We start from the raw sequence: 25,834 nt of genomic DNA on the forward strand, positions 1-25,834 counted from the left end.
GCAGCCGCTGCGTCGCCGACGCCGGGCCGCACGGCCGGTCGACGTGCGGCCACCGTGCTCGGCCCGCGAAGATCGGTGTGCCATCTCGGACGCCAGCCCTGTCGGATCCACCGCCGCCCGTTCGTCGGGTAGGTGAACGCGGACGACCAGGTGCGCCGACGCAGAGGAGAAGTCAATGCCTGAGTACCTCATCTACTTCAACCAGCAGTGGGTGGGCGACCACTCCGAGGAATGGTTCCGCGGGCGCGTGCAGCCCTCCATGGCGGTCGTGGAGGAGATGAAGGCCGCCGGCGTGTACGTGTTCGCCGGGGGCCTCGAGGAGGAGGACGGACCGGTCTACAGCGCCGACCCGACGGGCGTCACCACCCTCGTCACGGACGGCCCCTACGTCGAGACCAAGGAGTTCCTCGGCGGCTTCGCGCTCGTCGACGTCGCCGACGACGAGGAGGCGAAGCGGTGGGCGGCCAAGGTCGCCGCCGGCTGCGGCTGGCCCCATGAGGTCCGTCGCTTCAAGCCGCGACCCCGGGTCGTCGCCGCAGGCGTCACGCCAGGCGTCACGGCAGGTGCCACCGCAGGCGTCACTGCAGGCGTCACCGGGGGCACCGCCGACGCGGCCGCGGATCCGGCCAGCGCCGGGCTGCCGCGCGAGCGCGTCCGGCGACCGCTCCTCTAGGCGACGCCGAGGAGCTCGGCCACGGCCTCCGCCCCGGTGATGGTGACCGGTGGCCGCATCGTCGCGGGTCGGGCGCGCCACTGCTCGACGGACATCGAGAACGACAGCGACTCGGCCACCTCACCCTCACGGGCCAGCCGGCGCCGACCCGACGCCAGGTAGCCGAGCTTGCGGGTCACGGCGAGCGACGCGGCGTTGTCGGTGAACGCCCCCGTGGTCGCCTCCTGCGCGCCGAGCCCGTCGAACAGCAGGTGCAGCATCGCGAGCCGCATCCGGGTACCGATGCCTGCCCCGTGGAACCGCAGGCCCAGCCACGAGCCGGTCTCGGCGGTGCGGGTCACCGGGTACTTCGTCGCGACGGCGCCCTGGACGCCGACCAGCTCCCCGCCGACGAGCACGGCGAGCTCGAGCCTCCAGTCGTCCGGGTCGACGTGCGCCCGTGTCGCCCACTGGTAGCGCAGCACGCTGCGGGCCACCTCGTCGGGGGTGCCTCGTGTCCACGGGAACGCGAACGGCATCCGGTCCTCGGCGTGCACCCCGGAGCGTGCGAGGTCGGCGAGTCGGAGCAGGAGGTCGTCGTCGAGGAACCGGAGCTCCAGGTCGTCGTGCTGCACACGCAGGCCGGCGGGCGGCCAGAGGTCGGCGAGGTCCACGCCGCCACCCTGTCAGGGACCGGTGGGGCCGGTCATGCGGAATCCCCGGCGGCGTCGCGCACGGGCGCGACGCACCCGGCAGCGACGCCGCCCTCCTCGCGGGACCGCCTCAGTCGGCCACCGGGATCTGCACGCGACGCAGCCTGCCGGACTCCACGTACACCCCGCGACCCACCGGGAACTCGGCGCGGGCCATCCGCGGGAAGGGCGTCCGGAACAGCGCGTCGCCGTCCAGGTGGTCGGGCTGCAGGACGAGCCCGCGCCGGCCGTTGCGGACGTCCGCGACGAGCGGCCACGACGAGCCCCACGTGCTGGTCTCGGCCTCGGCGAGCAGCAGGTGACCGTTGCGCTTGGCGGCCCCCCGCCGTCGTCGCGCCCGCCGGGAGGCCGTCGACGCGCGCGACGGCTTCCGCGATGTCGCCGACGGTCGCGCCGGCGTCGGTCGTGACGACGACGTCGGTGGACACGCCACCGGGTCGCCGCAGTGTGAGTCTCGTGCGCACGTGACCTCCCAGATCCCGGGCGAGGCTAGCCGTGCCGCAGGTGGTCGGTGGCCCTGGCGTGGGGACGCCTGTGGATGTCCACGCGTCCCGCCGCCGGGCCTCCGGCGTGCTGCGGCGTCGGCATCACCAGCGGTTGTCGTGGATCGCCTCGGCCAGCGCCACGTCGTCCCCGGTGAACCCGTAGGACGCGAGCGACGCCGGCATCCCCAGGTACGTCGCGGCGTACGCGTCGGCGAGCGCCTCGTACCGCGAGGTCGGGAACATCGTCCCGGTGAGCCGCTCGATCTGCTTGTGCGCCGCCTCGTGCAGCGCGACGGCCCGGACGTACGACACGAGCTTGCTCCGCGACCCCTGGTACGCGCCCGGGTCACCGCCGCCGAACGAGAGCTGGATCGTCGAGCTGCCCGAGCTGCTGCAGCCGCGGATGGAGAACGAGCCGGCCGACACGGAGCCGGACTGCCCGCACGCGGTCGTCGCGACCCAGGAGACCGACAGCCCGTAGCTCCCGGCGGCACCGGCCGCCGCGGCGCGGACGTCGTCCCACGCGGACGACGCGGGTGCGGCGGCAGCGCCGTCACCGCCGCCGCTGCTGCGCGCCGGTGCGGCGGCCCGCGCGGGGGCCGGCTGCTTCGCGGACCCGTGCTTCGTCGTGGCCCGACGCGCCGCGGCCGCCTCGGCCGCCGCCTGCTCGGCCGCGGCCTGCTCCGCCGCCGCCTGAGCGGCCGCCGCAGCCGCAGCGGCAGCCGCCGCCTCGGCCGCCGCGCGGGCCTGCACCGACGCGGCGACCTCCACGGCCGCCGCCTCGGCCTGCACGACGAGCGGCCGCGCGCCGAGCAGCGATCCCGCGTCGACCACGGCCCGCGCGGACGTGACGGCAGCGGTCGCCGTGTCGACCAGGCTCTCCCTGCCCGCCTCGACCGGGGCGCCGACGACCGCGGCCTGGACGGCGTCGAGCCGCCCGCGCAGCGCGGTCAGCTCGGCGGCGAGCTGCGAGCGGACGGCGGCGCTGGTGGCGACGGCGGCACGATGCTGCTGCCGGTCGTTCCAGTCGGCGTCGGCCGCGCTCACCTTCTGGAGCACCCGGACCCGCTCGACGAGCGCGGTGTGCTTCGCCTGCGCGACGTGGATCGCGTTCCACTGGGCGGCGGTCGGACCTCCGGTGAGCAGCACGCCGCCGAGCGCGAGGACGCTCGACGCGACGGCCGCCCCTCTGCGGAGCAGCCGGACTGGTCGTGAGGTGACGACGGGACGGTGCACGGTGGGCCCCCTGAGGTGAGTCGACGCTGGCTGCACGCTTCGATCGACGACGGGGGGTCGGTGAGGAGGCGGTGGTGAGGATCGCCCCGGTTCGGCCCGCTGGGTTCGACCCGATCGGCCTATCCAGGTGCCGGGTGTCGGTGCCGCGGTCTACGTTGAACCGCTGTGACCCCTGTCATCGCGGCCCGTGGCCTCACCAAGACGTTCGGCGACCTCACGGCGGTCGACGGCATCGACTTCGAGGTGCCCGCGGGCGAGTCGTTCGGCCTGCTCGGACCGAACGGCGCGGGCAAGTCGACGACCATGCGGATGGTCGGAGCGGTGTCGTCCCGCACGGCCGGCGACCTGCGGGTGCTCGGCCTCGACCCCGACGCGCACGGCCCGGAGATCCGTTCGCAGCTCGGCGTCGTCCCGCAGGAGGACAACCTCGACCCGGAGCTGAAGGTCCGCGAGAACCTCATCGTGTACGGGCGGTACTTCGGCATCCCGAAGGCGGTGTGCGCGAAGCGCGCGGACGAGCTCCTGGCGTTCGCGCAGCTCGAGGACAAGGCGAGGAACAAGGTCGACGACCTGTCGGGCGGCATGAAGCGTCGCCTGACGATCGCGCGGGCGCTCATCAACGAGCCGCGCATCCTCATGCTCGACGAGCCGACCACGGGCCTCGACCCGCAGGCCCGGCACGTGCTGTGGGACCGGCTGTTCCGGCTCAAGGAGCGCGGCACGACGCTGGTCCTGACCACGCACTACATGGACGAGGCCGAGCAGCTGTGCGACCGGCTCGTCGTGGTCGACCACGGCCGGATCATGGCCGAGGGGTCGCCGTCGCAGCTCATCCGGCAGTACGCGTCACGCGAGGTCGCCGAGCTGCGGTTCGGGTCGGACCGCAACGCGGACGCGGCCGCACGGCTCGAGGGCTTGGCGGAGCGCATCGAGGTACTTCCGGACCGGGTGCTGTTGTACACGGACGACGGCGAGGCCCTGCTGGAGCGGGTCACGGACCTGGGCCTGCACCCGACGACGAGCCTGGTGCGGCGGTCCAGCCTGGAGGACGTGTTCCTCCGGCTGACGGGACGGAGCCTGATCGAGTGAGCACGCACACGAGCGGTCCCCCGAGCAGCCCGACGCCGGCGCCGGCGACGGACGACGCGACGAGCCGGGCGATGTCCGCGGGCGCCCTCCCCCGCCGGCTGGGCTGGTGGTACGTCGCCGAGCACACGTGGCGCGCGATGCGCGCGTACGCGTGGACGATCGTCATGGAGGGCATCGGCCAGCCCCTGGTGTACCTGCTGGGCATCGGCCTCGGGCTGGCGGCGTTCATCGAGGTCTCGGTCGCCGACGGCGCGGACGGCCCGGTGACGTACCTGCAGTTCGTCGCCCCGGCGCTGCTGGCGTCGTCCGCGGTGGGCATCACGATGGGCGAGTTCACGTACGTCGTGATGTCGGGGTTCAAGTGGCGGCGCCTGTACTGGGGGATGAACGCGTCGCCCGTGCAGCCGCAGCAGATCGTCGGCGGCATCGTGTTCGCCGTCGTGGTGCGGATGCTGCTCACCACGGCGGCGTACTACGTGCTGATCGTGGCGTTCGGGGCGGTCGTCGACCCGTGGACGGGTGCCCTCATGCCGTTGGTCGGGACGCTCGGCGGCCTCGCGTTCGGCCTGCCGCTGCTCGCGTACGCGGCGAGCATCACGGAGGACAAGGGCCAGTTCGCGATGGTCCAGCGGTTCGTGTTCACGCCGCTGTTCCTGTTCTCGGGCACGTTCTACCCGCTCGACACGATGCCGGTGTGGCTGCAGTGGATCGGCTGGCTGTCGCCGCTGTGGCACGCCACGGAGATCGGCCGGTCGCTCTCGTACGGGTCGCCGCCGGGCGCGTGGCCGGTGGGCGTGCACCTGGCGATCCTGCTGGTCATGGCGACGACCGGCTGGGTGCTCGCGCGGCGCGTGTTCGTGAGGAGGCTGCGCGGATGACGACGACCACGGCCCCGGCACCGGTGCGGCGCGGCGGCGGTGTCCGCGCGCTGTACGCGGGGAACGCGCGCGCGATCCTGATGCGCAGCCTGACGGCGACGAAGTCCTCGAACTGGGCGGTCGTGCTGTCCGGCTTCTTCGAGCCGGTCTTCTACCTGGTCGCGATGGGGTACGGGCTGGGCTCGTTCGTCGGCGACCTCACGCTGCCGACGGGCGAGACGGTGTCGTACGCGGCGTTCATCGCCCCCGGCCTGCTCGCCGTCTCGGCCATGAACGGCGCGGTCTACGACTCGACGTGGAACGTCTTCTTCAAGCTCCACTTCGGCAAGCTCTACCAGGCGCAGCTGACGACCTCGATCGGCCCGCTCGACGTGGCGCTCGGGGAGATCTCGTATGCGCTCCTGCGCGGCGGCGTGTACGCGCTCGGGTTCCTCACGGTCATGCAGGTCATGGGCCTGAACCTGGCGTGGTCGGCGGTCGCGGCGGTGCCCGCCGTGCTGCTCGTCGCGTTCGGGTTCGCGTCCGTCGGGATGGCGGTGACGAGCTACCTCAAGACCTTCCAGCAGATGGACTGGGTCACGTTCGTCATGCTGCCGATGTTCCTGTTCTCGGCGACGTTCTACCCGCTGTCGGTGTACCCCGAGCCGATCCAGTGGCTGATCAAGGCGATGCCGCTGTGGCACGGCGTCGAGCTGGTGCGCGGGCTGACGCTGGGCGTCCTCGACCCGTCGATGTACGTGCACGTCGCGTACTACGTCGTCATGGTCGTCGTCGGGCTGACGTTCACCACGACCCGGCTGCGGGCGCTCTTCCTCGACTGACGACTGACGCCTGACGGGGTCAGCCGACCATGCAGGGTGCGCCGTTCACCGTGAACGCGGTCGGCGCGGTGTTCGTGCCGCCGTGCGACCCGTTGAACCCGATGTCGGTGCTCGCCCCCGGCGCGAGCACCGCGTTCCACGGCTGACCCGTGGCGGTGACGGCCGAGCCGGTCTGCGACCACGTGGCGCTCCAGCCCTGCGTCACCTTCTGGCCGGTCGGGAACGTGAAGCCGAGCGTCCAGGTCAGCGGGGACGTGGCGGTGTTGGTGAGCCTGATCCGGGCGGTGAACCCGGTGCTCCAGCCGTTCGCCGAGTAGGCCACCGTGCAGCCGGGGCCCGGGATGACGTCGTCGAGCGTGAACGCCCGGAGCACGTCGGAGGCGACCCCGACGTCGCCGGCGGAGCCGACGGCCCGGACCTGGAACGCGTACTCGCGCATGGGCCACAGGCCGGTGACGGTGTACCGGGCCACCGCGCTCGTGCCGACGACGGCGATCGCGTCGCCGGAGATCTGCTCGACCTGGTAGGTGACGTCGCCGGGCACGTCGTCCCACACGAGCGTGAGCGTCGTGCCGGTCGCACTCGTCTGGTGGAGGCCGGTGACCTTCCCGGGCTTGCCCGGCAGCGTCCTGAACGTCCCCGCCGGGCTCGCGGCGGACCGGTTGCCGGTGCGGTCCCGCGCGCGGACGACGAACGAGTACGACGCGCCGGCGGCGAGTCCCGTCGCCTCGTACGTGGTCGTCGACGACGACCCGACGAACGCCTCGGTGTCGCCCTGCAGGACGTAGACGTCGTAGCCGGCGACGCCGAAGGGCGCCATGGTCCCGCCGGGGTCCGTCGACGCCGTCCAGGACAGGGTGGCACCGCTCGCCGTGACGGCGGTCGCGACCGGCGCCCCGGGGGCGGAGGGCGGGGTCGTGTCGCGCACGATCTCGCGGACCGTCGACGCGTCGACGGCGTCGGACAGCGGCCCGAGCACCCCGCCCGACCCGACCGCCCGGACGAAGAACACGTACTCGGTCGACTGCGTCAGGCCGGTGATCGTGTAGTGCGTGACCGCGCTGGTGCCGACGCCGCCGATCACGTCGCCCGTGAGCTGCGAGACGCGGTAGGCGACGGCGCCCGGCACCGCCGTCCACCCGAGCGTGATCGTGGTGCCGGTCGCGTCCGTCGGCGTGATGCCGGTGACCTTCCCGGGCTGCGTCGACCCGGTCGGTGCGGGCGTCGGTGCGGGCGTCGGCGAGGCCGTGGTCGTCGCCGACGCCGTGGGTGTGGCCGTCGCCGTGGGTGTGGCGGTCGCCGCGGGAGCTGCCGCCCGGGCGTCGTCGGTGGTCAGTGCGCCGACGAGCAGGGCGGCGGCGAGCGAGAGCGCCGCGAGCGGTGTGGTGCGTGAACGGAGCCATGTGCCGGACGGTCGTGCCATGAGGACCTCGTCAGCGCCGGAGCGGGGTCGCCTGGACACCGCTGTCCTGTGGCTCGCGCTCCCCCGGCGCGACGCGCCTGCGCATCGTGACGACACCGGAACCCGCAGGTCAACGGGCCAAAGCGATTCGCGTCGGCGACACCGCGACCTCCGGACGTGCCGGAGGCGGCACCCCTCCCACAAGGAGTGCCGCCTCCGGTGTCCTGCGTCGGGCCCGGATCACCCGACCGTGCAGGCCACCCCGTTCACGGTGAAGGCCGTCGGGTTCGTGTTGGTGCCCGTGTGGGAGCCGTTGAACCCGATGTCGGTGCTGGCCCCCGGTGCGAGGGTCGCGTTCCAGCCGAGGCCGACGGCGGACACGGCGGACCCCGTCTGCGTCCAGGTGGCGCTCCAGCCCTGCGTGAGCTGCTGGCCGGACGGGAAGGTGAACCCGAGCGTCCAGGTGAGCGGCGTGGTGCCGGTGTTGGTGATCTTCACCGAGCCGGTGAACCCGACGTTCCAGCTGTTCGCCGAGTACGTCACCTTGCAGCCGCCCGTCGTGGTGGTCGGCAGCGTGGAGAACGTCACGGCCGACGAGACGGCCGAGGCGTTCCCGGCGACGTCCCGCGCCCGCACGGCGTAGGAGTACGACGTGCCGGCCGTGAGACCGGTGAGCGCGAACGTGGCCGTGGCCGGCGAGCCGACGAGGGTCTGCGTCGTGCCCTGCACCCGGTACACGTCGTACCCGGCGACCCCGGAGCCCGCGTCGGTCGACGCGGTCCAGGTGAGCGTCGCGCCGGTCTGCGTGATCGCGGACGCCGCGGGGGTGCCCGGGACGGTCGGCGCGGTGGTGTCGGTGGGCGGCGTCAGCGTCGTGAACGACACCGCCGTCGAGGAGGCCGACACGTTGCCCGCGACGTCCTTGGCCCGCACCGCGTACGTGTACGCGGTCGCCGGCGTCAGGCCCGTGAGGGTGTACGACGCGCTGGTCGTGGACGCGACGAGCACCGGTGACTCGCCGCCGGCGTTCCGGTACACGTCGTACCCGGCGAGGCCGCTGCCACCCGTGTTGTCCGTCGACGCGGCCCACGTGAGCGTGGCCCCCGTCGTCGTGACGGACGACGCCACGGGCGTGCCCGGCACCGACGGCGCGGTGGTGTCCGGGGTGGTGCCCGTGAGCGTCGTGAACGTGCCCGCGGCGGAGGCGGCCGACACGTTCCCGGCGACGTCCTTGGCCTTGACGACGTACGAGTACGCGGTCGCGGCGGACAGGCCGGTCAGCGTGTACGCGGGCGTCGTCGAGGACCCGACGAGCGTCTGCGTCGTGCCGGTCACCCGGTACACGTCGTAGCCCGCCACGCCGCTGCCGGCGTCGGTCGAGGCGGTCCAGGCGAGGACGGCGCCGGTCGAGGTGATGCCCGACGCGGTCGGCGTGCCCGGGACGGTCGGCGCCGTGGTGTCGGTCGGCACGCCGGTGGGCTCGGTGCCCCAGACGAGCTTGCCGGCCTCGTACATCGTGATCGCCGAGGTCTTGGCGAGCGCGGTGGTGGTGAGGCCCGCGAACGACGGGTCGTTCGCGGCGTTCCACCCGGTGCCGCCGGTGACGCGGAACTGGATCTCGCGCCGGTGCTGCGACTGGCCGCCGGGGTAGATGTTCTGCCCGACGCAGCTCAGCTCGGCGTAGTAGAGGTTGCCGCTCGCCTGCACGGGCTTGGCGGTCTGCGCGCCGCACTCGCTGTAGTTCGCCGACAGGGTGAGGTTCGCGGCGGAGTCGCCGGAGTCGAGCGTGAACCAGTACCGGACCGTGGCGTTCTTGAGCGACCGGGCGGGGAACGCCGACCGGTTGCGGATCATGGCCTTGACCTCGGTGAACGTGGCGCCGGGAGGCTGGTTGAGCTGGGCCTCGACGAACAGCTCGTCCTGGTCCGGCTTCTCCGCGACGGGGAAGTTCGTCAGTGCCGTGCCGCCGTACTCCTGGCTGAGCCGCGCGAGGGCGCTGGTGAACCCGGCGTTGTAGTCGGTCGCGACCTCGTTGGCCGTGTAGTCCTGACGGCTGTCGGTGTAGGCGTCGTTCGCGGACGGCGGGCCGCCGACGAGGGCGCCGTACAGGACGTGCCGGTCGTCGACGGGGTCGGCGATGCTGTCGAGCCACGACCCGTGCGCGGTGCGGTGGTGCGGCTTCGTCGGCGGGTTGGCGCCGAAGCCGACGACGTACGACGACTTGCGGGGGTTGTCGCCGAGCGCGTAGTTGATCTGCCGCACGCCGAAGTCGTGGTACCGCGACTTGAGGCTCGAGTCGGCGAGCCAGTCGGAGTAGACGAGCGCGACGAACGAGGTGTTGGCCGCGTACCGCAGCGACCCCCACGAGTCGAGCACGGCCTCGCCGCCCGGCGAGTACGGCACCTTCTGGCCGTTGACGCCGACGGTCCAGTAGTCGAGCCACCGGTTCGTGTCGTCGACGTACTTCTGCTTGCCGGTCTCCATGGCGAGCAGCGCGTAGTCTCCGAACGTCTTGTCGTCCCACGCGATCGTCCACTTGTACTTGTGCGTGGTGGTCTGGTTCTCGGTGCCGAGCTTGTCGTACTCGGACTCGGCCTTCGCGAGGTAGGTCGCGTCGCCCGTGGCCTTGTAGAGCCAGTACGCGCCCCAGACGAGCTCGTCCTGGTAGCCGGACCACGACTTGTAGTACGCGGACGCCGCGGTGACGCAGTCGGAGTAGTTCCCGCGGTACGTGTCGGCGAACGAGTAGAGCTGCTTGGCGTGCGTGAGGAGCTTCGCCGAGTACGTCGCGTCGTCCTTGAAGACGATCGCCGACGACGCGAGGGCCGCCGCCGTCTCCGCCGCGACGTCCGAGCCGGGGCAGGACGCGCTGATCTTGTACGCGGGCCGGGCCATCGTCATGACCTCGGCGGGGCCCCACCACTTGTGGTCCGCCTCGCCGTCGCCGACCTGCACGTACAGCTCGTTCGGGGCGGTGTGCGCCTTGACGAAGTAGTCGTCGACCCAGCGCAGGTTGTCCTTCAGCTCGTCGAGCTGCCCAGCCTTGGAGTACCCGGACGGCGACGCGATCGCGCCCCAGGCGAGCATCGTGGTGCTGAACGCCATCGGGAGCCCGAACTTCACGTGGTCCCCGGCGTCGTACCAGCCACCGGTGAGGTCCTTGCCGACGTCCGACCCGTCCTGCAGGCCGGAGTCACCGCGCCAGCTGACGGGGAAGCTGTCGGGCAGGTCGCCGGAGCGCTGCGCCTGGTAGAAGAACATCGACTTCTGCAGGGCCTCGCCGTAGTTGTACGTCGGCTCTGCGGCCTGGGCGGCCCCGGCGAGCGGGGCGACGAGCAGGCCGGCGGCGACGGCGAGCGTGGTGGCCGACGCCAGGGCGGCCGCGCCCCGGTGTCGTGGTGGGCGTGGGTGGCGGGACATGAGACCTCTTCGGCGCTCGGACGGTCGGGAACGGCGTCGCCGCTCCGGACCTCGGCCTCGCAGTCGCCCCGGTACGACGCGCCTGCGCATCGTCCACAGACGGCGGATCGAGGGTCAACGCCCTAATCGTTTCAACCAGCGCCGGGGGAGCCCGGACGTGCGACGACCCCGGTCCGTCGCGGACCGGGGTCGTCGGGAACGTCAGATCGCCGGGCCCTCGTTGCCCTCGTCGGGCTTGGTGGTCGACTTCGGCGCGGCGCGACGGGTGACCTTCTTCGCCGTCTCGGCGGCGGCGTCCTTGGCCTCGGTGACCTTCTCGGTCAGGTCCTCCTTGGCCTCCGCCACCTTGTCCGAGAGGTCGTCCTTGGCGCCGGCGACCGTCTCGGCCGCCTTCCGGCTCGCCTCGCGGCCCTTCGCGACCGCGGCGCCCGCCGCCTCCCCCAGGGCGTCCGCCGCGTCGCCCACCACCGCGGACGCGCTGTGGTGGTGCCCCGAGCTGCCCAGCGACTCGGACGGCTCCCACGGCTCGGCCCACGGGTCCACCTGCGAGCGGGACCTCGACCACGCGGCGATGGCCGCCCCGGCGACGGCGATGCCGGTCAGGACCCAGAAGATCTTCGCGCCGGTGTGCCGCTTGCGCTTCTCCTCGGCGGCCTCGACGACGGCGGCCGCGATCGCCGCCGACCTCTTCGACGCCTTGTCCGCGGCGACGTCCGCGACGTGCTCGGCGGTGGCGCCCGCGCGGGCCGCCGCGTCGTTCAGCACCGTCACGAGCCGCGGGATGAGGTCGTCGACCAGCTTGTCGTGCGCGGTGTCGATCGCCGGCGACACCGTCTCGGCGGCCTTCTCGACCTTCGGCGCCGCCGCCTTCAGGCTCTCCTTGTACAGGTGCTCGGCACGGGGGAGCAGCCAGTCGATGAACGCCTCGACCTTCGGCGTCGTCCACTCCTTCGCCTGGTAGGCGGCGTCGCCGGCCTTCGCGGCCGCCTCCTTGGCGCTCGCGGCGAGGTCGGCGGCCTGCTCCTTCAGGTGCTCGGTGTCGACATCGAGCTTGTGGCTGGTCTTCGTGACGGGCATATCCACTCCCGGCGGTTCGGTGGGTCGTTCGCGTCAGCGGTGGTGCAGGTCGGGGCACTGAGCACCCACTCTGCCACCGGTCCTCGGACCTCGCAGCGGCGTGCGTGCGAGACTTGTCGCCATGTTCGCGACCTTGCACACGACCGCCGGTGACATCCGGATCGAGCTGTACCCGAACCACGCGCCGAACACCGTCGAGAACTTCGTCGGTCTCGCCCGGGGCACCAAGCCGTGGACGGACCCCGCGACCGGCCAGGAGCGCACGGACGCCCTCTACGAGGGTGTCGTGTTCCACCGCGTCATCTCCGGCTTCATGATCCAGGGCGGCGACCCGCTGGGGAACGGCCGCGGCGGCCCGGGCTACAACTTCGACGACGAGATCCACCCCGAGCTCGGCTTCACGGAGCCCTACCTGCTCGCGATGGCGAACGCCGGCAAGCGCCTCGACCCCGCGACGGGCAAGGTCGGCGGCACCAACGGCTCGCAGTTCTTCATCTCGGTCGCGCCGACCGCCTGGCTCACCGGCAAGCACACGATCTTCGGCAAGGTCGCGGACGCGGAGAGCCGCGCGGTGGTCGACGCGATCGCCGCGACGCCGACGCGCCCCGGTGACCGGCCCGTCGAGGACGTCGTCATCAGCTCCATCACCGTCGAAGACTGAGCGGGTCCCCATCACCGAGAACGCCGCGACCCCGGTCGCACCGCCGGTCTGCCCGCGACACCCGGACCGGGTGTCGTACGTGCGCTGCCAGCGGTGCGGCCGGCCGGTGTGCCCGGACTGCCAGCGTCAGGCGGCCGTCGGGGTGCAGTGCGTCGACTGCGTGAACCAGGCGGCGCGCTCGACCGCCACGTCGCCGGCGGGCCGCACCCCGCTGGGCGGCCGGCGGCAGACCGGTCCGCCGGTCGTGACCATCGGCATCATCGCCGTCTGCGTGGTCAGCTTCGTGCTTCAGCTGGCGGTGCCGGGCTGGACCCGTCAGTGGCTCTTCGCGCCGGTGATCGGTGCCGACGAGCCGTGGCGGTTCCTCACCGCCGCGTTCCTGCACTCCCCCGGCGGCTACCTCCACATCATCGCGAACATGATCGCGCTGTGGATGGTCGGCCCCTTCCTGGAGACCGCGCTCGGACGGGCGCGGTACCTCACGCTCTACCTGCTGAGCGCCGTGGCCGGTTCCGTCAGCTGCCTGCTGCTCGCCGAGCCGCTCGGCACCTGGGGGGTCGCGGTCGTCGGCGCGTCCGGTGCCGTGTTCGGCCTGTTCGGCGCGGTGCTCGTGGTGCTGCGCCGGCTGCAGGGGAACGCCGCCGGGATCCTCGGCGTGATCGTGCTCAACGTGGTGATCGGGTTCGTCGTGCCCGGCATCGCGTGGCAGGCGCACCTCGGTGGCCTCGTCGTCGGGGCCCTGCTGGGCGCCGCGTACGCGTACGCACCGCCCGCCCGGCGGGCCGTCACCGCGTGGCTCGCGCCCGCGCTCGTCGGCGGGGCGATGCTCCTCGCGACCGTCTCGGTGTACGCGACCTACGGCTTCCTCTGAGCCGTTCGCCCGACGTTCGCCCTCCGGGCGACCGCGCGTCGTCGCGCGTCCGCACCCCGCACACCCGCCCGCAGGATCGTTCCTGACGAACGATCCGGGGCCCTCGCGACGATCCCCAGCGATACTCACAGGTGTGGAACTACACCCGTGTAGTTATCCACAGACTTGTGCACCACTGGGGATGGAGCGGACATCTCCGCAGGTCAGCACACTGTGACCGTCGTCCTCAGCGAACTGTCCACATGGGGACAGCGTGGGGACAGAGGATGCTGCGGCCGTCCTCGGCCCGATGCCCGGCACCGGCCACCCGACGCCCGGCACCGGCCTCCCGACGCCCGACGCCCGTCAGCGAGCATGACGAAGGCCGGGCCGACGGAAGGCGTCGACCCGGCGGGCGTCGGTGCAGGTGGCGGCTGTGCGGGGGAGCGGCTGGTCAGCGCCAGCGCGTCGTCATGCTGAAGCCGGCGATGATGAACGCGAAGCCGATGGCGAGGTTCCACTGGTCGATGCCGGGGACCGGGTACCGGGACTGCGACAGGTACGTCACGACGATCCACACCAGGCCGACGACCATGAGCCCGAGCATCACGGGCACGAACCACGGCGGGTTGACCTTCGGGCCCGACGACTTCGCGGGCGGCGGCGTGTACGCAGCCTTCTTGCGTGACCTCGACTCAGGCACGTCGGGGGCTCCTGTCAGCGGCGGTGTGGGCGGCCGGTCGCGCAGGGGCGGCGGTCGCCGATCGGCAGATCGGGTGGAACGGCGGTCGACGTCCCCACCGACCACGCTGGGCGTCACCGGCCGGGCACATCGTGACCTAGCGTAGTGGCCACCACCACCCGGCGAGGCCCCTCCAGGAGCAGTCCGTGACCGAGCACCCGCACCGCAAGCGACGCCTGGTCGCGCGCGGCACGCTGTCGGTGGCCCTCGTGCTGGCCCTGTCGGGGACCATCTTCGCCGCCAACGCGAAGTTCGCGCGCGCGACGGGGGACCGTCACCCGGAGGACCTCGCCGACCTCACCGAGGTCGAGGCGTCGCGCGTCGAAGACCTGTCGTCGCAGGTGGACGCGCTGCGCGGCGAGGTCGACACGCTCACCGAGGACGAGAACTCGGGTCACGACGTCGGGTCCCCGGGCCTCGGCTACGTCGTCGAGGGCGGCAGCACGCCCGTCGTCGGGCCGGGGCTCACCGTGAAGCTCGACGACGCCCCCGAGGACTCGCTGCGGCTGGCCGACGTCAGCGCGGACGTGCTCGTCGTCCACCAGCAGGACATCCAGTCCGTCATGAACGCGCTCTGGGCGGGCGGCGCCGAGGCGATGACGCTCATGGACCAGCGGGTGATCTCGACGAGCGCCGTGCGGTGCATCGGGAACGTCCTCATCCTCCAGGGCCGGCGCTACTCGCCGCCGTACGAGGTGCGCGCGATCGGTGACCCGGCCCGTCTCAAGGCCGCCCTGTCCGCGTCCCCGGCCGTCCAGGCGTACGTGCGGGACGCCGGCGACGTCGGCCTCGGCTGGTCGGTGACGGTCGCGTCCGATCCGCTCGAGCTGCCCGCCTACTCGGGCGCCACCGAGCTGTCCTCCGCGACCGTCCCGGAAGGGGTCGAGATCCTGCCCGGCATCCCGGCGACGAGCACCGAACCCGGAGCGACCGAGGAGCCCAGGCCGACGTCCGGCACGACCTCCGGGCCGAGGAACGAGCCGTGAGCGACCCGACCCCCTCGGAGCCGCAGCAGGCCCCGACGCGGTCGCAGGCGCGCTCCCGCGCGAAGGCCGCGAGGACACGGCGCACCGGTCACGTCGTCTACGGCACGCTCGGCGTCGTCGGCGAGCTGCTCATCACCGCGGGCGTGCTGCTGTTCGCGTTCCTCGCGTGGCAGCTGTGGTGGACGGACGTCGAGGGCAACCGCGCGCAGGCGCAGGTCGTCCGCGAGCTCGAGCGGGACCCGGTGCCGAGCCCGACGGCCTCCGCGTCGGGACCCGTCGTCGCACCGCCGCGCCACGACGACCCGCCCGTGCTGGCCGAGCCGCCGCACGCGACGACGTTCGCGACGATCCAGGTGCCGCGCTGGGACGGGGAGCCCGAGCGGCCGATCAGCCAGGGCGTGGACCGGGCGACCGTGCTGGACGTGCTGGGCGTCGGCCACTACCCGGGCACCGCGATGCCGGGCGGCGTCGGCAACTTCGCCGTCGCGGGCCACCGGACCACGTACGCCAAGCCGTTCAACCGCATCCAGGAGCTGCAGGTCGGCGACCCGCTGGTCGTCCGGACCGCCGACACCTGGTACGTGTACCGCGTGACGTCGACGGAGATCGTGGCGCCCTCGAACGTCTCCGTCATCGCCCCCGTGCCCGGCGACCCGACCGCGACGCCGACCGAGCGCCTCATCACGCTCACCACCTGCCACCCGATGTTCTCGGCCCGGCAGCGCTTCATCGTGCACGGGACCCTCGACTACTGGGCGCCCGTCGCGGACGGCACCCCCGCCGAGCTCCTCGGTGGCGCATCATGAACGCTCGACGAGTCGCTCGACGAATCGCTCGACCGGGAAGGGGTCGCTGATGTACGGATGGCTGTGGCGTCACCTGCCCGGCCCGGCGGCCGTGCGGGTGGTCACGCTGGTCGTCGCGGCGTTCGTCGTGCTGGCCGTCTGCTTCCTGTGGGTGTTCCCGGCCGTGGCACCCTTCATGCCGTTCAACGAGACCACAGTGGGTGAGTGACGTGACGCGGATCCTCGTGATCGACAACTACGACTCGTTCGTCTACACGATCGTCGGCTACCTCAACCAGCTCGGCGCGGAGACCGTCGTGGTCCGCAACGACGCCGTGCCGCCGCTCGCGGAGCGCACCGGGTTCGACGGCGTCCTCGTGTCACCCGGCCCCGGGACCCCCGCGGAGGCCGGCCAGAGCATCCAGGTGATCCGCGACTGCGCCGCGACCGGCACGCCCATGCTCGGCGTGTGCCTCGGCCACCAGGCCCTCGGCGAGGTGTTCGGCGGCACCGTGACGCACGCGCCCGAGCTCATGCACGGCAAGACGAGCGAGATCGCGCACCACGGCGACGGCGTGCTCGCGGACCTCCCGTCGCCGTTCACGGCCACCCGGTACCACTCGCTGGCCGTCGTCGACGGCACGGTGTCCGACGAGCTCGAGGTCACCGCGACCGCCCACGGCATCATCATGGGCCTCCAGCACCGCACCCTCCCGCTGCACGGCGTGCAGTTCCACCCCGAGTCCGTGCTGACCGAGGGCGGGCACCGGCTGCTCGCGAACTGGCTGCAGATCTGCGGGGACGACGAGGCCGTCGCCCGCTCGGAGGGCCTCCACCCGCTCGTGCGCCTCTGACGGGTCGGGCTACGCGGGCGCGAAGGGCCGGACCTCCTCCCGTCCGCCGTCCACGACGAGGCACGTGCTCTCCGGCACCTCGATCCAGGCCCCGCGCAGGTCCCCGAGCGGTTCGGAGACCACGATGCGGGTCTCGTCGGTCAGGCCGTGCAGCACGGGGTTGTCCGGGTACTGCTCGCGGAGCACCGCGACGTCCTGGTTGCGGAACAACGACCTCGACCGTCCCTCGGACGAGTACCGGAAAGCCCAGAGGCGCTCACCGTCCGTCGTCACGAGCGTGCCCTGCACCGGGAAGTCGACGCCGTGCCCGCGGGCGGCCTCCTCGACGACGCCCAGGGCGAGCGCGACCGCCCGCGGCGGGTCGTCCTCGAGGCCGAGCGTGAGGGCCAGGTAGAAGAGCGTCTCGGAGTCGGTGGAGCCCTCGATGAGCGGGAACAGCTCCGGGTCGACGGCCAGCTGCAGGTCCCGCTTGAGCCGGCCGAACCCGGCGACGAGCCCGTTGTGCATCCACAGCCACCGGCCGTGCCGGAACGGGTGGCAGTTGGTCTGCTGGACGGCGGAGCCGCTCGTCGCGCGGATGTGGGCGAGGACGACCCCGGAACGCACGTGCTGGGCGAGCTCGCGCAGGTTCCGGTCGCTCCACGCCGGCTCGATGCTGCGGAACACCCCGGGCGTCGGGGAGTGCTCGTCGTACCAGCCCACGCCGAAGCCGTCGCCGTTCGTCGGCTCGGCGCCGAGGCGGCTGTGCAGGCTCTGCTGCATGACCAGCGAGTTCGCCGGCTTGTAGAGCAGGTCGTCGAGCGTCACGGGTGAGCCCGTGTAGGCGAGCCATCGGCACATGCCAGCCTCCTCGGCGTGCGGCCCGCGCCGTCGCGCGCCGTCAGGCCCACGATGCGCCGTCGGGGAGCGACGAACCACTCGAACGCCTGGTGGGACCGGCGGCGCCGGACGCGACGAGGCCCGGCACACCGCTCGTCGCGGTGGCCGGGCCTCGTGGCCGTGCGGGTGCTACGGGTTCTTGGTCGGCGTGCCGTTGCCCTGCGGCTGGTTGCCCTTCGACACGTGGATGTCGATCTGGTCGCCGAACTCCACCTCGGTGCCGGCCGCGGGGTCGGTGCGGAGCACCTCGTTGGCGGGCCGCTCGGACGCCTCGTCGACGCGCTTGACGTTGGTCAGGCCGGCCTGCGCGAGCGTCTGGACCGCCTGGTCGTAGTTCTGGCCGGCCACGGACGGGACGGTCGCGGTGGTCCTCGCCTTGGCGATCTCCAGGGTGACGACCTGCCGCTGCTTGACCAGCGACTCCGGCGCCTTGTCCTGAGACACGACTGTCCCCGGTGCCTGCTCGGACTCGACCTCGGTGGTGTTGACCTGGAGGTTCGCGTCGTTGAGGAGCTGTGTGGCCTCGGCCTGCGGCTTCCCGACCACGTTCGGCACGGTCACGTTGCCGGTGGAGACCGAGAGGGTGACGGTCGCGCCCGCGTCGACCGGCGAGTTCGCTGCCGGGTTCGTCCCCGTGACCTGGCCGGCGGGGTAGGCCGGGTTGTTGTCCTGGGTCTGGTTGGGGTCGACCTTCAGGCCGGCGTCCTCGAGCGTCTTGACCGCGTCGTCGACGGACTTGCCCGCCACGTCCGGCACGGTGGTGGTCGCCGGGCCGGTCGAGATGGTGACCGTGACGGTCGACTCCTTCTCGACCTGCTTGCCCGCCGCCGGGTCGCTCGAGATCGCCGTCCCCTTCGGCTCCTCGGACGCCGCCTCGGTCCGTTGGTACAGGAGGTCGGCGTCGGTGATCGCCTGCTTCGCCTGATCCTCCGTGAGGCCCACCACGGAGGGCACGGCGACGGTGGTCGGCGTGTCGTTCTTGTTCGCGTTGGCCAGCAGCAGCGCGATGATGCCCGCGACGGCGAGCACGGCGATGCCGATCAGCACCCACATGAGCCAGGGCCGCCGACGCTCGTCCTCGTCCTCGACGCCCATCGCCGTGGTGGTGGTGACCGCGCCCAGGCCCGTCGTCTGCCACGGCGGCGTGCTCGGCGGCAGCGTCTGGGTGGTCGTGGTCGGCGGGCCCATGACCTGGGTGGCGTCGTTCGGGACGGGAGCCAGCACGGCGGCGCCGACAGCGGGCGCACCGACGGTGCCGCCGCGGACGACGGCCTCCAGGTCGGAGCGGAACTCGGCGGCCGTGGAGTACCGGTCGTCGCGCTCCTTGGCGAGAGCCTTGAGCGTGATGCGGTCCAGCGAGTCCGGCACGTCCGACGCGAACGTGCTCGGGACGGGCGCGGCCTCGCGGACGTGCTGGTAGGCGACGGCGACGGGGGAGTCGCCCGTGAACGGCGGACGGCCTGTGAGCAGCTCGAACAGGAGGCAGCCCGTCGAGTACAGGTCGGAGCGGGCGTCGACCGTCTCGCCGCGCGCCTGCTCGGGTGACAGGTACTGCGCGGTGCCGATGACGGCCTGCGTCTGCGTCATGGTGGCCGCGGAGTCCGCGACGGCGCGGGCGATGCCGAAGTCCATGACCTTGACCGCGCCCGTGGGCGTGAGCATGACGTTCGCGGGCTTGATGTCGCGGTGCACGATGCCCGCGTGGTGCGAGTACTCGAGCGCCGACAGCACGCCCGCCGTGATCTCGACGGCCTCCTCGATGGGCACCGCGTGGCCGTCGCGCAGGATGTCGCGGACCGTGTGCCCCTCGACGTACTCCATGACGATGAACGGCACGTGCGCGACGACACCGGTCGGCTCCGTGAACACGTCCTCGCCCGTGTCGTACACCGACACGATCGCGGGGTGGTTCAGCGACGCAGCCGACTGCGCCTCGCGGCGGAACCGGTTCTGGAAGGAGGGGTCGCGGGCCAGGTCGGAGCGCAGGATCTTGATGGCGACCGTGCGTCCGAGTCGCGTGTCGTGGCCGATGTGCACCTCGGCCATGCCACCGCGCCCGATGAGCTCGCCGACCTCGTACCGACCGGCGAGGGTCCGGGATCCGTCGTCCACCACTAGGCGTCCTTCACTTCCGTCGCAGCCAGTCCCGTCGCGTGTGCGTCCGGACCGTTCACCGAGATCATCCCATCGGCAGTGCCGCCTAGAGGGTACTGGTCAGTCCGTGGTGCCGGGTCGAGTGCCGCGTGCGCGACGAGCACTGCTGCCGGATCGTGACCGTCCGCCTTCGTCAGGCTGTTGGCGAGGGCCGCGCCGAGCAGCGCGACGAGCAGCAGGACGAGCCCGACCAGCGGCCAGCGGAACCGCCCGAACCGGCCGAGCTTCGGCTGCGTGCCGAGCGCCGCCTGCGTGCGTCGGGCCGCGGCCGCCGCACCCTGCCGGGCGGTCGCGGCGATGCTGCCGGAGTCGGTGCGCGGGCGGGGGAGCCCGATGCGCCGGCTGGGCTCGTCGAGCTGCCGCCGGGTGCGGCGGGTCGGCTGGAACGACGGCGGCGGCGGCGCACCCTGCTCGCGCTGGGTCGTGACGGCCGTCGCGAACGTGTCCGGGGGGCGCCGGGCCTTCGAGACGAGCACCGGTACACCGCTGGGCGGCGTGCGCGGCACGAGCTGGTCGAGGAGCGTCGCGAGCTCCTCGCCGGACGCCGGCCGCCGCGACGGCTCCTTCGAGAGGAGCCGCATCACGAGCGCGGCGAGCGGCTTGTCGATGCTCGGCGGCAGCGGGGGCACCGGGCTGTTCACGTGCGCGACGGCGATGTCGACGGCCGTCGGGCCGGTGAACGGGCGGTGCCCGACGAGCGCCTCGTACGCGACGATCCCGAGCGAGTACAGGTCCGACAGCGGGGTCGCGGGGCGCCCGACGGCCTGCTCGGGCGAGAGGTACTGGGCGGTGCCCATGACCATCCCGGTGGCGGTCATCGTGATCTGGTTCGTCGCGAGCGAGACCCCGAAGTCGGTGATCTTCACGCGCCCGCCACGGCCCAGCAGGATGTTGCCGGGCTTCACGTCGCGATGCACGACCCCGGCGACGTGCGCGGCGTGCAGCGCCCGGGACGCCTGCGCGAGCATGGGGAGCAGGCGCCGTGACGACAGCACGGGCTCGCGCTCGAGCAGGTCGGACAGCGGCTCGCCGACCACGAGCTCCATGACCAGGTAGCCCGAGCCGTCCTGCTCGCCGTAGTCGAACAGCTGCGCGATGTTCGGGTGCGACAGGGACGCCGAGTTGCGGGCCTCGGTGCGGAAGCGCTCCAGGAAGCCGATGTCCCCCGCGAACTCCTCCTTGAGCACCTTGACCGCGACGGGCCGTGCGAGGGCGTCGTCGAACCCCTCCCACACCTCGCCCATGCCGCCGACCGCGATCGGCTTGACGAGCCTGTACCGGCCCTCGAGGGCCACGCCGGGTGCCGTCCTCACTGTCCGAGCACCGCCTCGATGACGGCCTTCGCGATCGGCGCCGCGACCTTGCCGCCCGTCGCGTCGCTGCCGAGGCTGCCGCCGTGCTCCACGAGCACCGCGACGGCGACGCGGGGGGCGTCGGCCGGCGCGAACGCGGTGAACCACGCGTGGGGTGCCTCGTCGGTCCCGGTCTGGGCCGTGCCGGTCTTGCCGGCCACCTGGACGCCCGGGATCTGCGCTGCCTGTCCGGTGCCGCTCTGCACCACGCCGACCATCATGTCGCGCAGCGACGCCGCCGTGCCGGGAGACACGGCGGTCGACAGCAGCTCCGGCTTGGTGTCCCGCACGGTTGTCAGATCGGCAGATCGCACCGTCTGAACGACGTACGGGGTCATCAACTTTCCGCCGTTGGCGATCGCCGCCGAGATCATGGCGATTTGCATGGGGGTGGACTGCACCGAGAACTGCCCGATCGCCGACTGCGCGGTCTGCGGGGCGTTCAGGTCGGCCGGGAACGTGCTCGGCACCACCCGCATCGGGATGCGCAGCGAGTCGTCGTCGAAGCCGAACCGCTCGGCCTGCTCCCGGATCGCGTCGTCCCCGAGGTCCATGCCGAGCTGGGCGAAGGCGGTGTTGCACGAGACGCGCAGCGCGTCGGCGAGCGACACCGTCTCCCCGCCGCACGACTCGCCGCCGAAGTTCGGCAGCGTCGCGCTCGTCTGCGGCAGGTCCAGGACCACCGGGGAGGGGATCTGCGTGTCGGGTGCGTACGCCCCGGACTCCAGCGCCGCGGCGGCGGTGACGAGCTTGAACGTGGAGCCCGGCGGGTACGTCTCGCGGGTCGCGTTGCTGAGCAGCGGGTTGCCCGGGGCGGCCGCGAGCTCGGTGTACGCGGCGCCGGCGGCCTTGGTGTCGTGCGTCGCGAGGACGTTCGGGTCGAAGCCGGGCGTCGAGACGAGCGCGAGGATCTTGCCGGTGGACGGCTCGATCGCGACCACGGCCCCCTCCTGGTCGCCGAGCCCCTCGCGTGCGGCGAGCTGCGCCGCGGGCAGGATCGTCGTCTCCACCGCGGCACCCTCGGGCTTGCGGCCCGTGAGCATGTCGCGGATCCGGCTGAAGAACAGCTGGTCGCCGCGGCCGGTGAGCTGCTCGTTCGCGGCGAGCTCGAGCTCCGAGCGGCCGTTGACCACCGAGTAGAACCCCGTCATCGCCGAGTACAGCTCGCCGTCCGTGTAGGAGCGCTGGTAGCCGAACGCGTCGTCGACGGGGGCGCTGGAGGCGACGGCCTGGCCGGCGACCACGATCGGGCCGCGGGCGTTGCCGAACTCGCGGTACAGGTTGCGCACGTTGCGGGGGTCGTTGTTGAGCGCGTCCGCCTGGACGTACTGGACCCACGACGTGCCGACCATGAGCGCCACGAACAGGACGAGCACGACCGACGCGAGCCGGCGCAGCGGGGTGTTCACGAGGCGCCTCCGATCCGCTCCGTCGGGTGGTCGTCGCTCGCGCCGACCACCACGGGCGTGCCGACCTCCGGCGTGAGCGCCCGGACCGCCGGTGCGGGTCGCCGGGCCTCGTCGGACACCCGCAGAAGCAGGGCGACGATGATCCAGTTGGCGACGAGCGACGAACCGCCGTACGCCAGGAACGGGGTCGTCAGGCCGGTCAGCGGGATCATCTTCGTGACACCGCCGACCACGACGACCGTCTGGAACGCGACGACGAACGACAGGCCGCCCGCGAGCAGCTTCCCGAAGCCGTCACGCACCCCGACCGCCGTCCGGAAGCCGCGCTCCGCGAGGATGAGGTAGCCGAGCAGGATCGCGAGCATCCCCGTCAGGCCCAGCTCCTCGCCGAGCGACGCGTAGATGAAGTCCGACTCGGCGTACGGCACGAGGTCCGGCCGTCCCTGGCCGAGTCCCGTGCCGAACAGGCCACCGTTCGCCAGCCCGAACAGGCCACGGACCAGCTGCCCGCTGCCACCGACGGCCTTCTGGAAGACGTCGTCGTCCATCGCGTGCAGCCACGCGTCGAACCGGGCGCCGACGTGCGCGAACGCGGTCGCGGCGAAGAACGCGCCGACGACGAACAGGCCCAGGCCGATGATGACCCAGCTCAGCCGTTCGGTGGCGAGGTACAGCATCGCGACGAAGAGCCCGAAGAAGAGCAGCGACGTCCCGAGGTCACGCTCCAGCACGAGGACCGCGAGGGACGCGCCCCACACGATGAGGATCGGCCCGAGGTCACGGGCCCGCGGCAGCTGCAGGCCCAGCACGCGCGGCCCGGCGAGGGCGAGCGTGTCCCGGTGCGTCACGAGGTAGCCGGCGAAGAAGACCGCCAGCGCGATCTTCGCGAGCTCCGCGGGCTGCAGCCCGACGCCACCGAACCGCACCCAGATCCGGGCGCCGTTGATCAGCACCCCGAGTCCCGGGACGAGCGGCAGGACGACGAGCGCGAGACCGACGACCATCGCCGTGTACGTGTACCGGCGCAGCGTGCGGTGGTCGCGCAGCAGGACCAGCACCACCGCCGCCAGCGCGATCGACAGGGCCGTCCACGTGAGCTGCCGCTCGGCGAACCCGTGCTCCTTGCCACGCGCGGCGTACGCGAAGTCGATCCGGTAGATCATCGCCAGCCCGATGCCGTTGAGCGCGACCGCGACCGGCATGATCACCGGGTCCGCGAACGGCGCCCGCCAGCGCATCACCACGTGCAGGCCCACGGCCAGCGCCGTCAGGCCCAGGCTGTAGCCCAGCACGTCCGCCGGGACGGTCCCCTCGGTGCCGAGGCCCACGAGCACGTACCCGGAGATGCTGATCGCCAGCGCGAGCACGAGCAGGCCGAGCTCCGTGCCCCGCCCGGCGCGCACGCGGTGCGGCTGGATGGTCGCCATCACGTCCGGCTCACGGGCCGACCACCGCGTTCGGGTCGGTGGCGGGGACCACCACGGTGGGCGTCGGGGTGGGCGTGGGCGTGGGCGTCAGGGTGGGGGTCGGCGACGGCTCGGGCTCGACGGTGTCCTCCTCGAGCATCGTCACGAGGTCGCGGGCGTCGTCGAGCGAGTCGGCGTGGATCGTCTGCTCGACGCGTTCGCGCAGGTACGCGGAGTTCAGGTCGTCGATCATCGTGCCGGACCGCTCCACGACCGACGACAGCTCGACGGGGCCGAGCGTCTGCGGCAGGCCGCGCAGGATGACGACCTCGCCGTCGTCGGCCGCCACGAAGTACTGCGTGCGCGTGAACAGGAACCCGAGCACCACGACGGCGGCGACGAGCACCACGGCGCCGACCCACAGGACGGCCGTGGGCACGCGGCGGCGGGTCACGGGGGTGTCGTCGTCCTCGTAGACGCCGTCGTCGTGCTCGTCGGGCGCGACCGTCACCGGCGCGGCGTCGTCGGCCTCGTCGTCCGGCGCCGTCGCCTCCGCGGGCGCAGCGGCGCTCCCCTTCGTCGCGCGCGCCGCCGCCGCGAGGCTCGCCGCGCGCGCCGCCGGGCCGTCCGCCGCGCTCGTCGGGTCGTGCCGCGTCGTCGCCGCAGCCCCCACGACGGTCGCCGCGGTGCTCGGGCCGGCGCCGTCCGCGACCTCGTCCAGCTCGATGACGTCGGCCAGCACGACCGTCACGTTGTCGCCGCCACCCGCGCGCAGCGCGAGCTGCACCAGCCGGTCCGCGCACGCGTCCACGTCCGCGATGCCGGCGAGCGTCTCCTCGATGGTGTCCGCGCTGACGAAGCCCGACAGGCCGTCCGAGCACAGCAGCCACCGGTCGCCCGGGCGCGCCTCCCGCACCGACAGGTCCGGCGTGACGTCCGGGTCGAAGTCGCCGAGCACGCGCATCACGACCGACCGCTGCGGGTGGTGCTCGGCCTCCTCCGGCGTGATCCGGCCGATGTCCACGAGGTGCTGCACGAACGTGTGGTCCGTCGTGACCTGCGTGAGCACGCCGTCGCGGAACAGGTAGCCGCGCGAGTCCCCGAGGTGCACCATCGCGAGCTTGTTGCCCGCCCGCAGGATCGCGATGACCGTCGTCCCCATGCCCGCCAGGTCCGGGTCCGCGTCGCTGCGGGCGATGATCTCGTCGCGCGCCGCCTCCAGCGCGGACTCGAGCTCGTCCAGCGCGTCGTCGGGCCCGTGCGACTCGCCGTCGAGCGGCGCGAACGCCGCGACCGCCAGCGAGCTCGCGACGTCCCCGCCGGCGTGGCCGCCCATGCCGTCGGCGACCATCAGCAGGTGCGGACCCGCGTACGCGGAGTCCTGGTTGTTGGAGCGCACCAGTCCGACGTCGGACCGTGCCGCGTACCTCAGGGCGACGGTCACCGGTTACCTCTGCAGCTCGAGCACGCTCTGTCCCACGCGGACCGGTGTACCCGTCGGCAGGGGAACGGCGGACTCGACTCGCTGGTCCGCCACGTATGTCCCGTTCGTCGAACCGAGGTCCTCGACGAACCACTGACCGTCCTGCTGGAACACCCGCGCGTGCCGCGACGAGGAGTAGTCGTCGTCGAGCACCAGCGTGTTGCTCGGGGCCCGGCCGATCAGCACCGCCGACGTGCCGAGCGGCACGATCGTGCCGCGCAGCGGGCCCTCCGTGACGACGAGCCTGCGCGGACCGGAACCGCTGCGCGCGGAGCGGGGAGTGCGGACCGGTGCGGGCTCCGGCGCTGCCGCCGGTACCGCCGCCGCGGGAGGCGGGGTCGCGGTGCGCGCCTGCACCTGCTTGTTCGCCCGACGACGATCCACGATGCGCGTCCCGTACAGGTCACGGCGCAGCACGCTGATCGCCGACAGCACGAGCACCCACAGCAGCGCGAGATACCCCAGCCGCAGCAGGGTGACCGTGACTTCACTCATGCGGC

At 72.7% G+C, this 25,834-nt stretch carries 24 protein-coding genes; 10 read left to right on the forward strand and 14 right to left on the reverse strand.

Annotated elements, in window-relative coordinates; genetic code table 11:
- The first annotated feature begins 175 nt into the window (after positions 1 to 175).
- Positions 176 to 673, forward strand: a complete 498-nt coding sequence (locus Cch01nite_RS07345) for a YciI family protein (protein ID WP_203750560.1) — start codon at positions 176 to 178, stop codon at positions 671 to 673.
- On the opposite strand, the gene Cch01nite_RS07350 is transcribed toward Cch01nite_RS07345, so the two are convergent.
- The 3 genes from Cch01nite_RS07350 to Cch01nite_RS07360 all read right to left on the reverse strand — a co-directional run bounded on the left by Cch01nite_RS07350 (position 670) and on the right by Cch01nite_RS07360 (position 3,086).
- On the reverse strand, positions 670 to 1,326 hold the full coding sequence (locus tag Cch01nite_RS07350; protein ID WP_203750562.1) for a GNAT family N-acetyltransferase: 657 nt from the start codon (positions 1,324 to 1,326) through the stop codon (positions 670 to 672). The genes Cch01nite_RS07345 and Cch01nite_RS07350 overlap by 4 nt on opposite strands.
- Positions 1,327 to 1,435: 109 nt before the next feature.
- A complete protein-coding gene (locus Cch01nite_RS07355) occupies positions 1,436 to 1,798 on the reverse strand; it encodes a hypothetical protein (RefSeq protein WP_203750564.1) in 363 nt (120 codons plus the stop codon).
- Positions 1,799 to 1,952: 154 nt separating this feature from the next.
- Entirely contained in the window at positions 1,953 to 3,086 is a 1,134-nt protein-coding gene (locus tag Cch01nite_RS07360; protein WP_203750566.1) for a hypothetical protein, read from the reverse strand.
- 165 nt (positions 3,087 to 3,251) lie between these two features.
- Between Cch01nite_RS07360 and Cch01nite_RS07365 the strand changes: the two genes are divergently transcribed.
- The 3 genes from Cch01nite_RS07365 (at position 3,252) to Cch01nite_RS07375 (ending at position 5,874) form a co-directional block, all read left to right on the forward strand.
- Positions 3,252 to 4,175, forward strand: a complete 924-nt coding sequence (locus tag Cch01nite_RS07365) for an ABC transporter ATP-binding protein (protein WP_203750568.1) — start codon at positions 3,252 to 3,254, stop codon at positions 4,173 to 4,175.
- A 71-nt stretch (positions 4,176 to 4,246) separates the two neighbouring features.
- Complete coding sequence (locus Cch01nite_RS07370) at positions 4,247 to 5,053, forward strand: ABC transporter permease (protein WP_203751156.1); 807 nt, start codon at positions 4,247 to 4,249, stop codon at positions 5,051 to 5,053.
- Positions 5,050 to 5,874: an ABC transporter permease gene (locus tag Cch01nite_RS07375; protein WP_203750571.1), complete on the forward strand. Its 825-nt coding sequence runs from the start codon at positions 5,050 to 5,052 to the stop codon at positions 5,872 to 5,874. Before Cch01nite_RS07370 ends, Cch01nite_RS07375 begins: the two co-directional genes overlap by 4 nt.
- 19 nt (positions 5,875 to 5,893) lie before the next feature.
- On the opposite strand, the gene Cch01nite_RS07380 is transcribed toward Cch01nite_RS07375, so the two are convergent.
- The 3 genes from Cch01nite_RS07380 to Cch01nite_RS07390 form a co-directional block, all read right to left on the reverse strand.
- Entirely contained in the window at positions 5,894 to 7,297 is a 1,404-nt protein-coding gene (locus Cch01nite_RS07380) for a cellulose binding domain-containing protein (protein ID WP_203750574.1), read from the reverse strand.
- Positions 7,298 to 7,516: 219 nt separating this feature from the next.
- Entirely contained in the window at positions 7,517 to 10,696 is a 3,180-nt protein-coding gene (locus Cch01nite_RS07385; protein WP_203750577.1) for a glycoside hydrolase family 9 protein, read from the reverse strand.
- Positions 10,697 to 10,897: 201 nt separating this feature from the next.
- Complete coding sequence (locus tag Cch01nite_RS07390) at positions 10,898 to 11,773, reverse strand: YtxH domain-containing protein (protein ID WP_203750580.1); 876 nt, start codon at positions 11,771 to 11,773, stop codon at positions 10,898 to 10,900.
- Positions 11,774 to 11,894: 121 nt separating this feature from the next.
- On the opposite strand from Cch01nite_RS07390, the gene Cch01nite_RS07395 reads away from it, so the two are divergent.
- Together Cch01nite_RS07395 and Cch01nite_RS07400 are read left to right on the forward strand one after the other, a co-directional pair.
- Entirely contained in the window at positions 11,895 to 12,434 is a 540-nt protein-coding gene (locus Cch01nite_RS07395; RefSeq protein ID WP_203750583.1) for a peptidylprolyl isomerase, read from the forward strand.
- 70 nt (positions 12,435 to 12,504) lie between these two features.
- Positions 12,505 to 13,305 carry a rhomboid family intramembrane serine protease gene (locus Cch01nite_RS07400; RefSeq protein WP_239070024.1) on the forward strand — a complete coding sequence of 267 codons (801 nt, stop codon included), beginning with the start codon at positions 12,505 to 12,507 and terminating at the stop codon, positions 13,303 to 13,305.
- Positions 13,306 to 13,738: 433 nt separating this feature from the next.
- On the opposite strand, the gene Cch01nite_RS07405 is transcribed toward Cch01nite_RS07400, so the two are convergent.
- A complete protein-coding gene (locus tag Cch01nite_RS07405; RefSeq protein WP_203750586.1) occupies positions 13,739 to 13,987 on the reverse strand; it encodes a cell division protein CrgA in 249 nt (82 codons plus the stop codon).
- 185 nt (positions 13,988 to 14,172) lie between these two features.
- On the opposite strand from Cch01nite_RS07405, the gene Cch01nite_RS07410 reads away from it, so the two are divergent.
- Genes Cch01nite_RS07410 through Cch01nite_RS07425 form a run of 4 tightly spaced genes read left to right on the forward strand, consistent with a single transcriptional unit; the run spans position 14,173 to position 16,651 of the window.
- A complete protein-coding gene (locus Cch01nite_RS07410) occupies positions 14,173 to 15,012 on the forward strand; it encodes a DUF881 domain-containing protein (RefSeq protein ID WP_203750589.1) in 840 nt (279 codons plus the stop codon).
- Positions 15,009 to 15,818 carry a class E sortase gene (locus tag Cch01nite_RS07415; RefSeq protein WP_203750592.1) on the forward strand — a complete coding sequence of 270 codons (810 nt, stop codon included), beginning with the start codon at positions 15,009 to 15,011 and terminating at the stop codon, positions 15,816 to 15,818. Before Cch01nite_RS07410 ends, Cch01nite_RS07415 begins: the two co-directional genes overlap by 4 nt.
- 49 nt (positions 15,819 to 15,867) lie before the next feature.
- The gene (locus Cch01nite_RS07420; protein WP_203750594.1) at positions 15,868 to 16,026 is read left to right on the forward strand and encodes a hypothetical protein; all 159 of its coding nucleotides are present in this window, start codon (positions 15,868 to 15,870) and stop codon (positions 16,024 to 16,026) included.
- A gap of 1 nt (position 16,027) precedes the next feature.
- A complete protein-coding gene (locus Cch01nite_RS07425) occupies positions 16,028 to 16,651 on the forward strand; it encodes an aminodeoxychorismate/anthranilate synthase component II (protein WP_203751160.1) in 624 nt (207 codons plus the stop codon).
- 9 nt (positions 16,652 to 16,660) lie between these two features.
- Here Cch01nite_RS07425 and Cch01nite_RS07430 read toward each other — a convergent pair whose 3' ends face one another.
- From Cch01nite_RS07430 to Cch01nite_RS07460, 7 genes are all read right to left on the reverse strand, one after another.
- Positions 16,661 to 17,491 carry a class II glutamine amidotransferase gene (locus Cch01nite_RS07430; RefSeq protein WP_203750596.1) on the reverse strand — a complete coding sequence of 277 codons (831 nt, stop codon included), beginning with the start codon at positions 17,489 to 17,491 and terminating at the stop codon, positions 16,661 to 16,663.
- A 168-nt stretch (positions 17,492 to 17,659) separates the two neighbouring features.
- On the reverse strand, positions 17,660 to 19,645 hold the full coding sequence (gene pknB / locus Cch01nite_RS07435) for a Stk1 family PASTA domain-containing Ser/Thr kinase (protein WP_203750598.1): 1,986 nt from the start codon (positions 19,643 to 19,645) through the stop codon (positions 17,660 to 17,662).
- Complete coding sequence (locus Cch01nite_RS07440) at positions 19,645 to 20,997, reverse strand: serine/threonine-protein kinase (RefSeq protein WP_203750600.1); 1,353 nt, start codon at positions 20,995 to 20,997, stop codon at positions 19,645 to 19,647. The genes pknB and Cch01nite_RS07440 overlap by 1 nt, the downstream gene beginning before the upstream one ends.
- Positions 20,994 to 22,445 (reverse strand): peptidoglycan D,D-transpeptidase FtsI family protein, encoded by a 1,452-nt coding sequence (locus Cch01nite_RS07445; RefSeq protein WP_203750602.1) that lies wholly within the window; start codon positions 22,443 to 22,445, stop codon positions 20,994 to 20,996. Before Cch01nite_RS07445 ends, Cch01nite_RS07440 begins: the two co-directional genes overlap by 4 nt.
- The gene (locus Cch01nite_RS07450; RefSeq protein ID WP_203750604.1) at positions 22,442 to 23,872 is read right to left on the reverse strand and encodes an FtsW/RodA/SpoVE family cell cycle protein; all 1,431 of its coding nucleotides are present in this window, start codon (positions 23,870 to 23,872) and stop codon (positions 22,442 to 22,444) included. The genes Cch01nite_RS07445 and Cch01nite_RS07450 overlap by 4 nt, the downstream gene beginning before the upstream one ends.
- 10 nt (positions 23,873 to 23,882) lie before the next feature.
- Positions 23,883 to 25,295 carry a PP2C family protein-serine/threonine phosphatase gene (locus tag Cch01nite_RS07455; protein WP_203750606.1) on the reverse strand — a complete coding sequence of 471 codons (1,413 nt, stop codon included), beginning with the start codon at positions 25,293 to 25,295 and terminating at the stop codon, positions 23,883 to 23,885.
- A 3-nt stretch (positions 25,296 to 25,298) separates the two neighbouring features.
- Positions 25,299 to 25,829, reverse strand: coding sequence for an FHA domain-containing protein FhaB/FipA (locus Cch01nite_RS07460; RefSeq protein ID WP_203750608.1), 531 nt, complete (start codon positions 25,827 to 25,829; stop codon positions 25,299 to 25,301).
- Positions 25,830 to 25,834: the final 5 nt, after the last annotated feature.

The sequence above is a fragment of the Cellulomonas chitinilytica genome, assembly GCF_016862675.1.
Lineage (GTDB): Bacteria > Actinomycetota > Actinomycetes > Actinomycetales > Cellulomonadaceae > Cellulomonas > Cellulomonas chitinilytica.

Coding starts and splice junctions, on each gene's coding strand:
- Cch01nite_RS07345 (WP_203750560.1), top strand. CDS start 176: ATGCCTGAGTACCTCATCTACTTCAACCAGCAGTGGGTGGGCGACCAC.
- Cch01nite_RS07370 (WP_203751156.1), top strand. CDS start 4,247: ATGTCCGCGGGCGCCCTCCCCCGCCGGCTGGGCTGGTGGTACGTCGCC.
- Cch01nite_RS07375 (WP_203750571.1), top strand. CDS start 5,050: ATGACGACGACCACGGCCCCGGCACCGGTGCGGCGCGGCGGCGGTGTC.
- Cch01nite_RS07380 (WP_203750574.1), bottom strand. CDS start 7,297: ATGGCACGACCGTCCGGCACATGGCTCCGTTCACGCACCACACCGCTC.
- Cch01nite_RS07385 (WP_203750577.1), bottom strand. CDS start 10,696: ATGTCCCGCCACCCACGCCCACCACGACACCGGGGCGCGGCCGCCCTG.
- Cch01nite_RS07390 (WP_203750580.1), bottom strand. CDS start 11,773: ATGCCCGTCACGAAGACCAGCCACAAGCTCGATGTCGACACCGAGCAC.
- Cch01nite_RS07395 (WP_203750583.1), top strand. CDS start 11,895: ATGTTCGCGACCTTGCACACGACCGCCGGTGACATCCGGATCGAGCTG.
- Cch01nite_RS07420 (WP_203750594.1), top strand. CDS start 15,868: ATGTACGGATGGCTGTGGCGTCACCTGCCCGGCCCGGCGGCCGTGCGG.
- Cch01nite_RS07430 (WP_203750596.1), bottom strand. CDS start 17,491: ATGTGCCGATGGCTCGCCTACACGGGCTCACCCGTGACGCTCGACGAC.
- Cch01nite_RS07450 (WP_203750604.1), bottom strand. CDS start 23,872: ATGGCGACCATCCAGCCGCACCGCGTGCGCGCCGGGCGGGGCACGGAG.
- Cch01nite_RS07460 (WP_203750608.1), bottom strand. CDS start 25,829: ATGAGTGAAGTCACGGTCACCCTGCTGCGGCTGGGGTATCTCGCGCTG.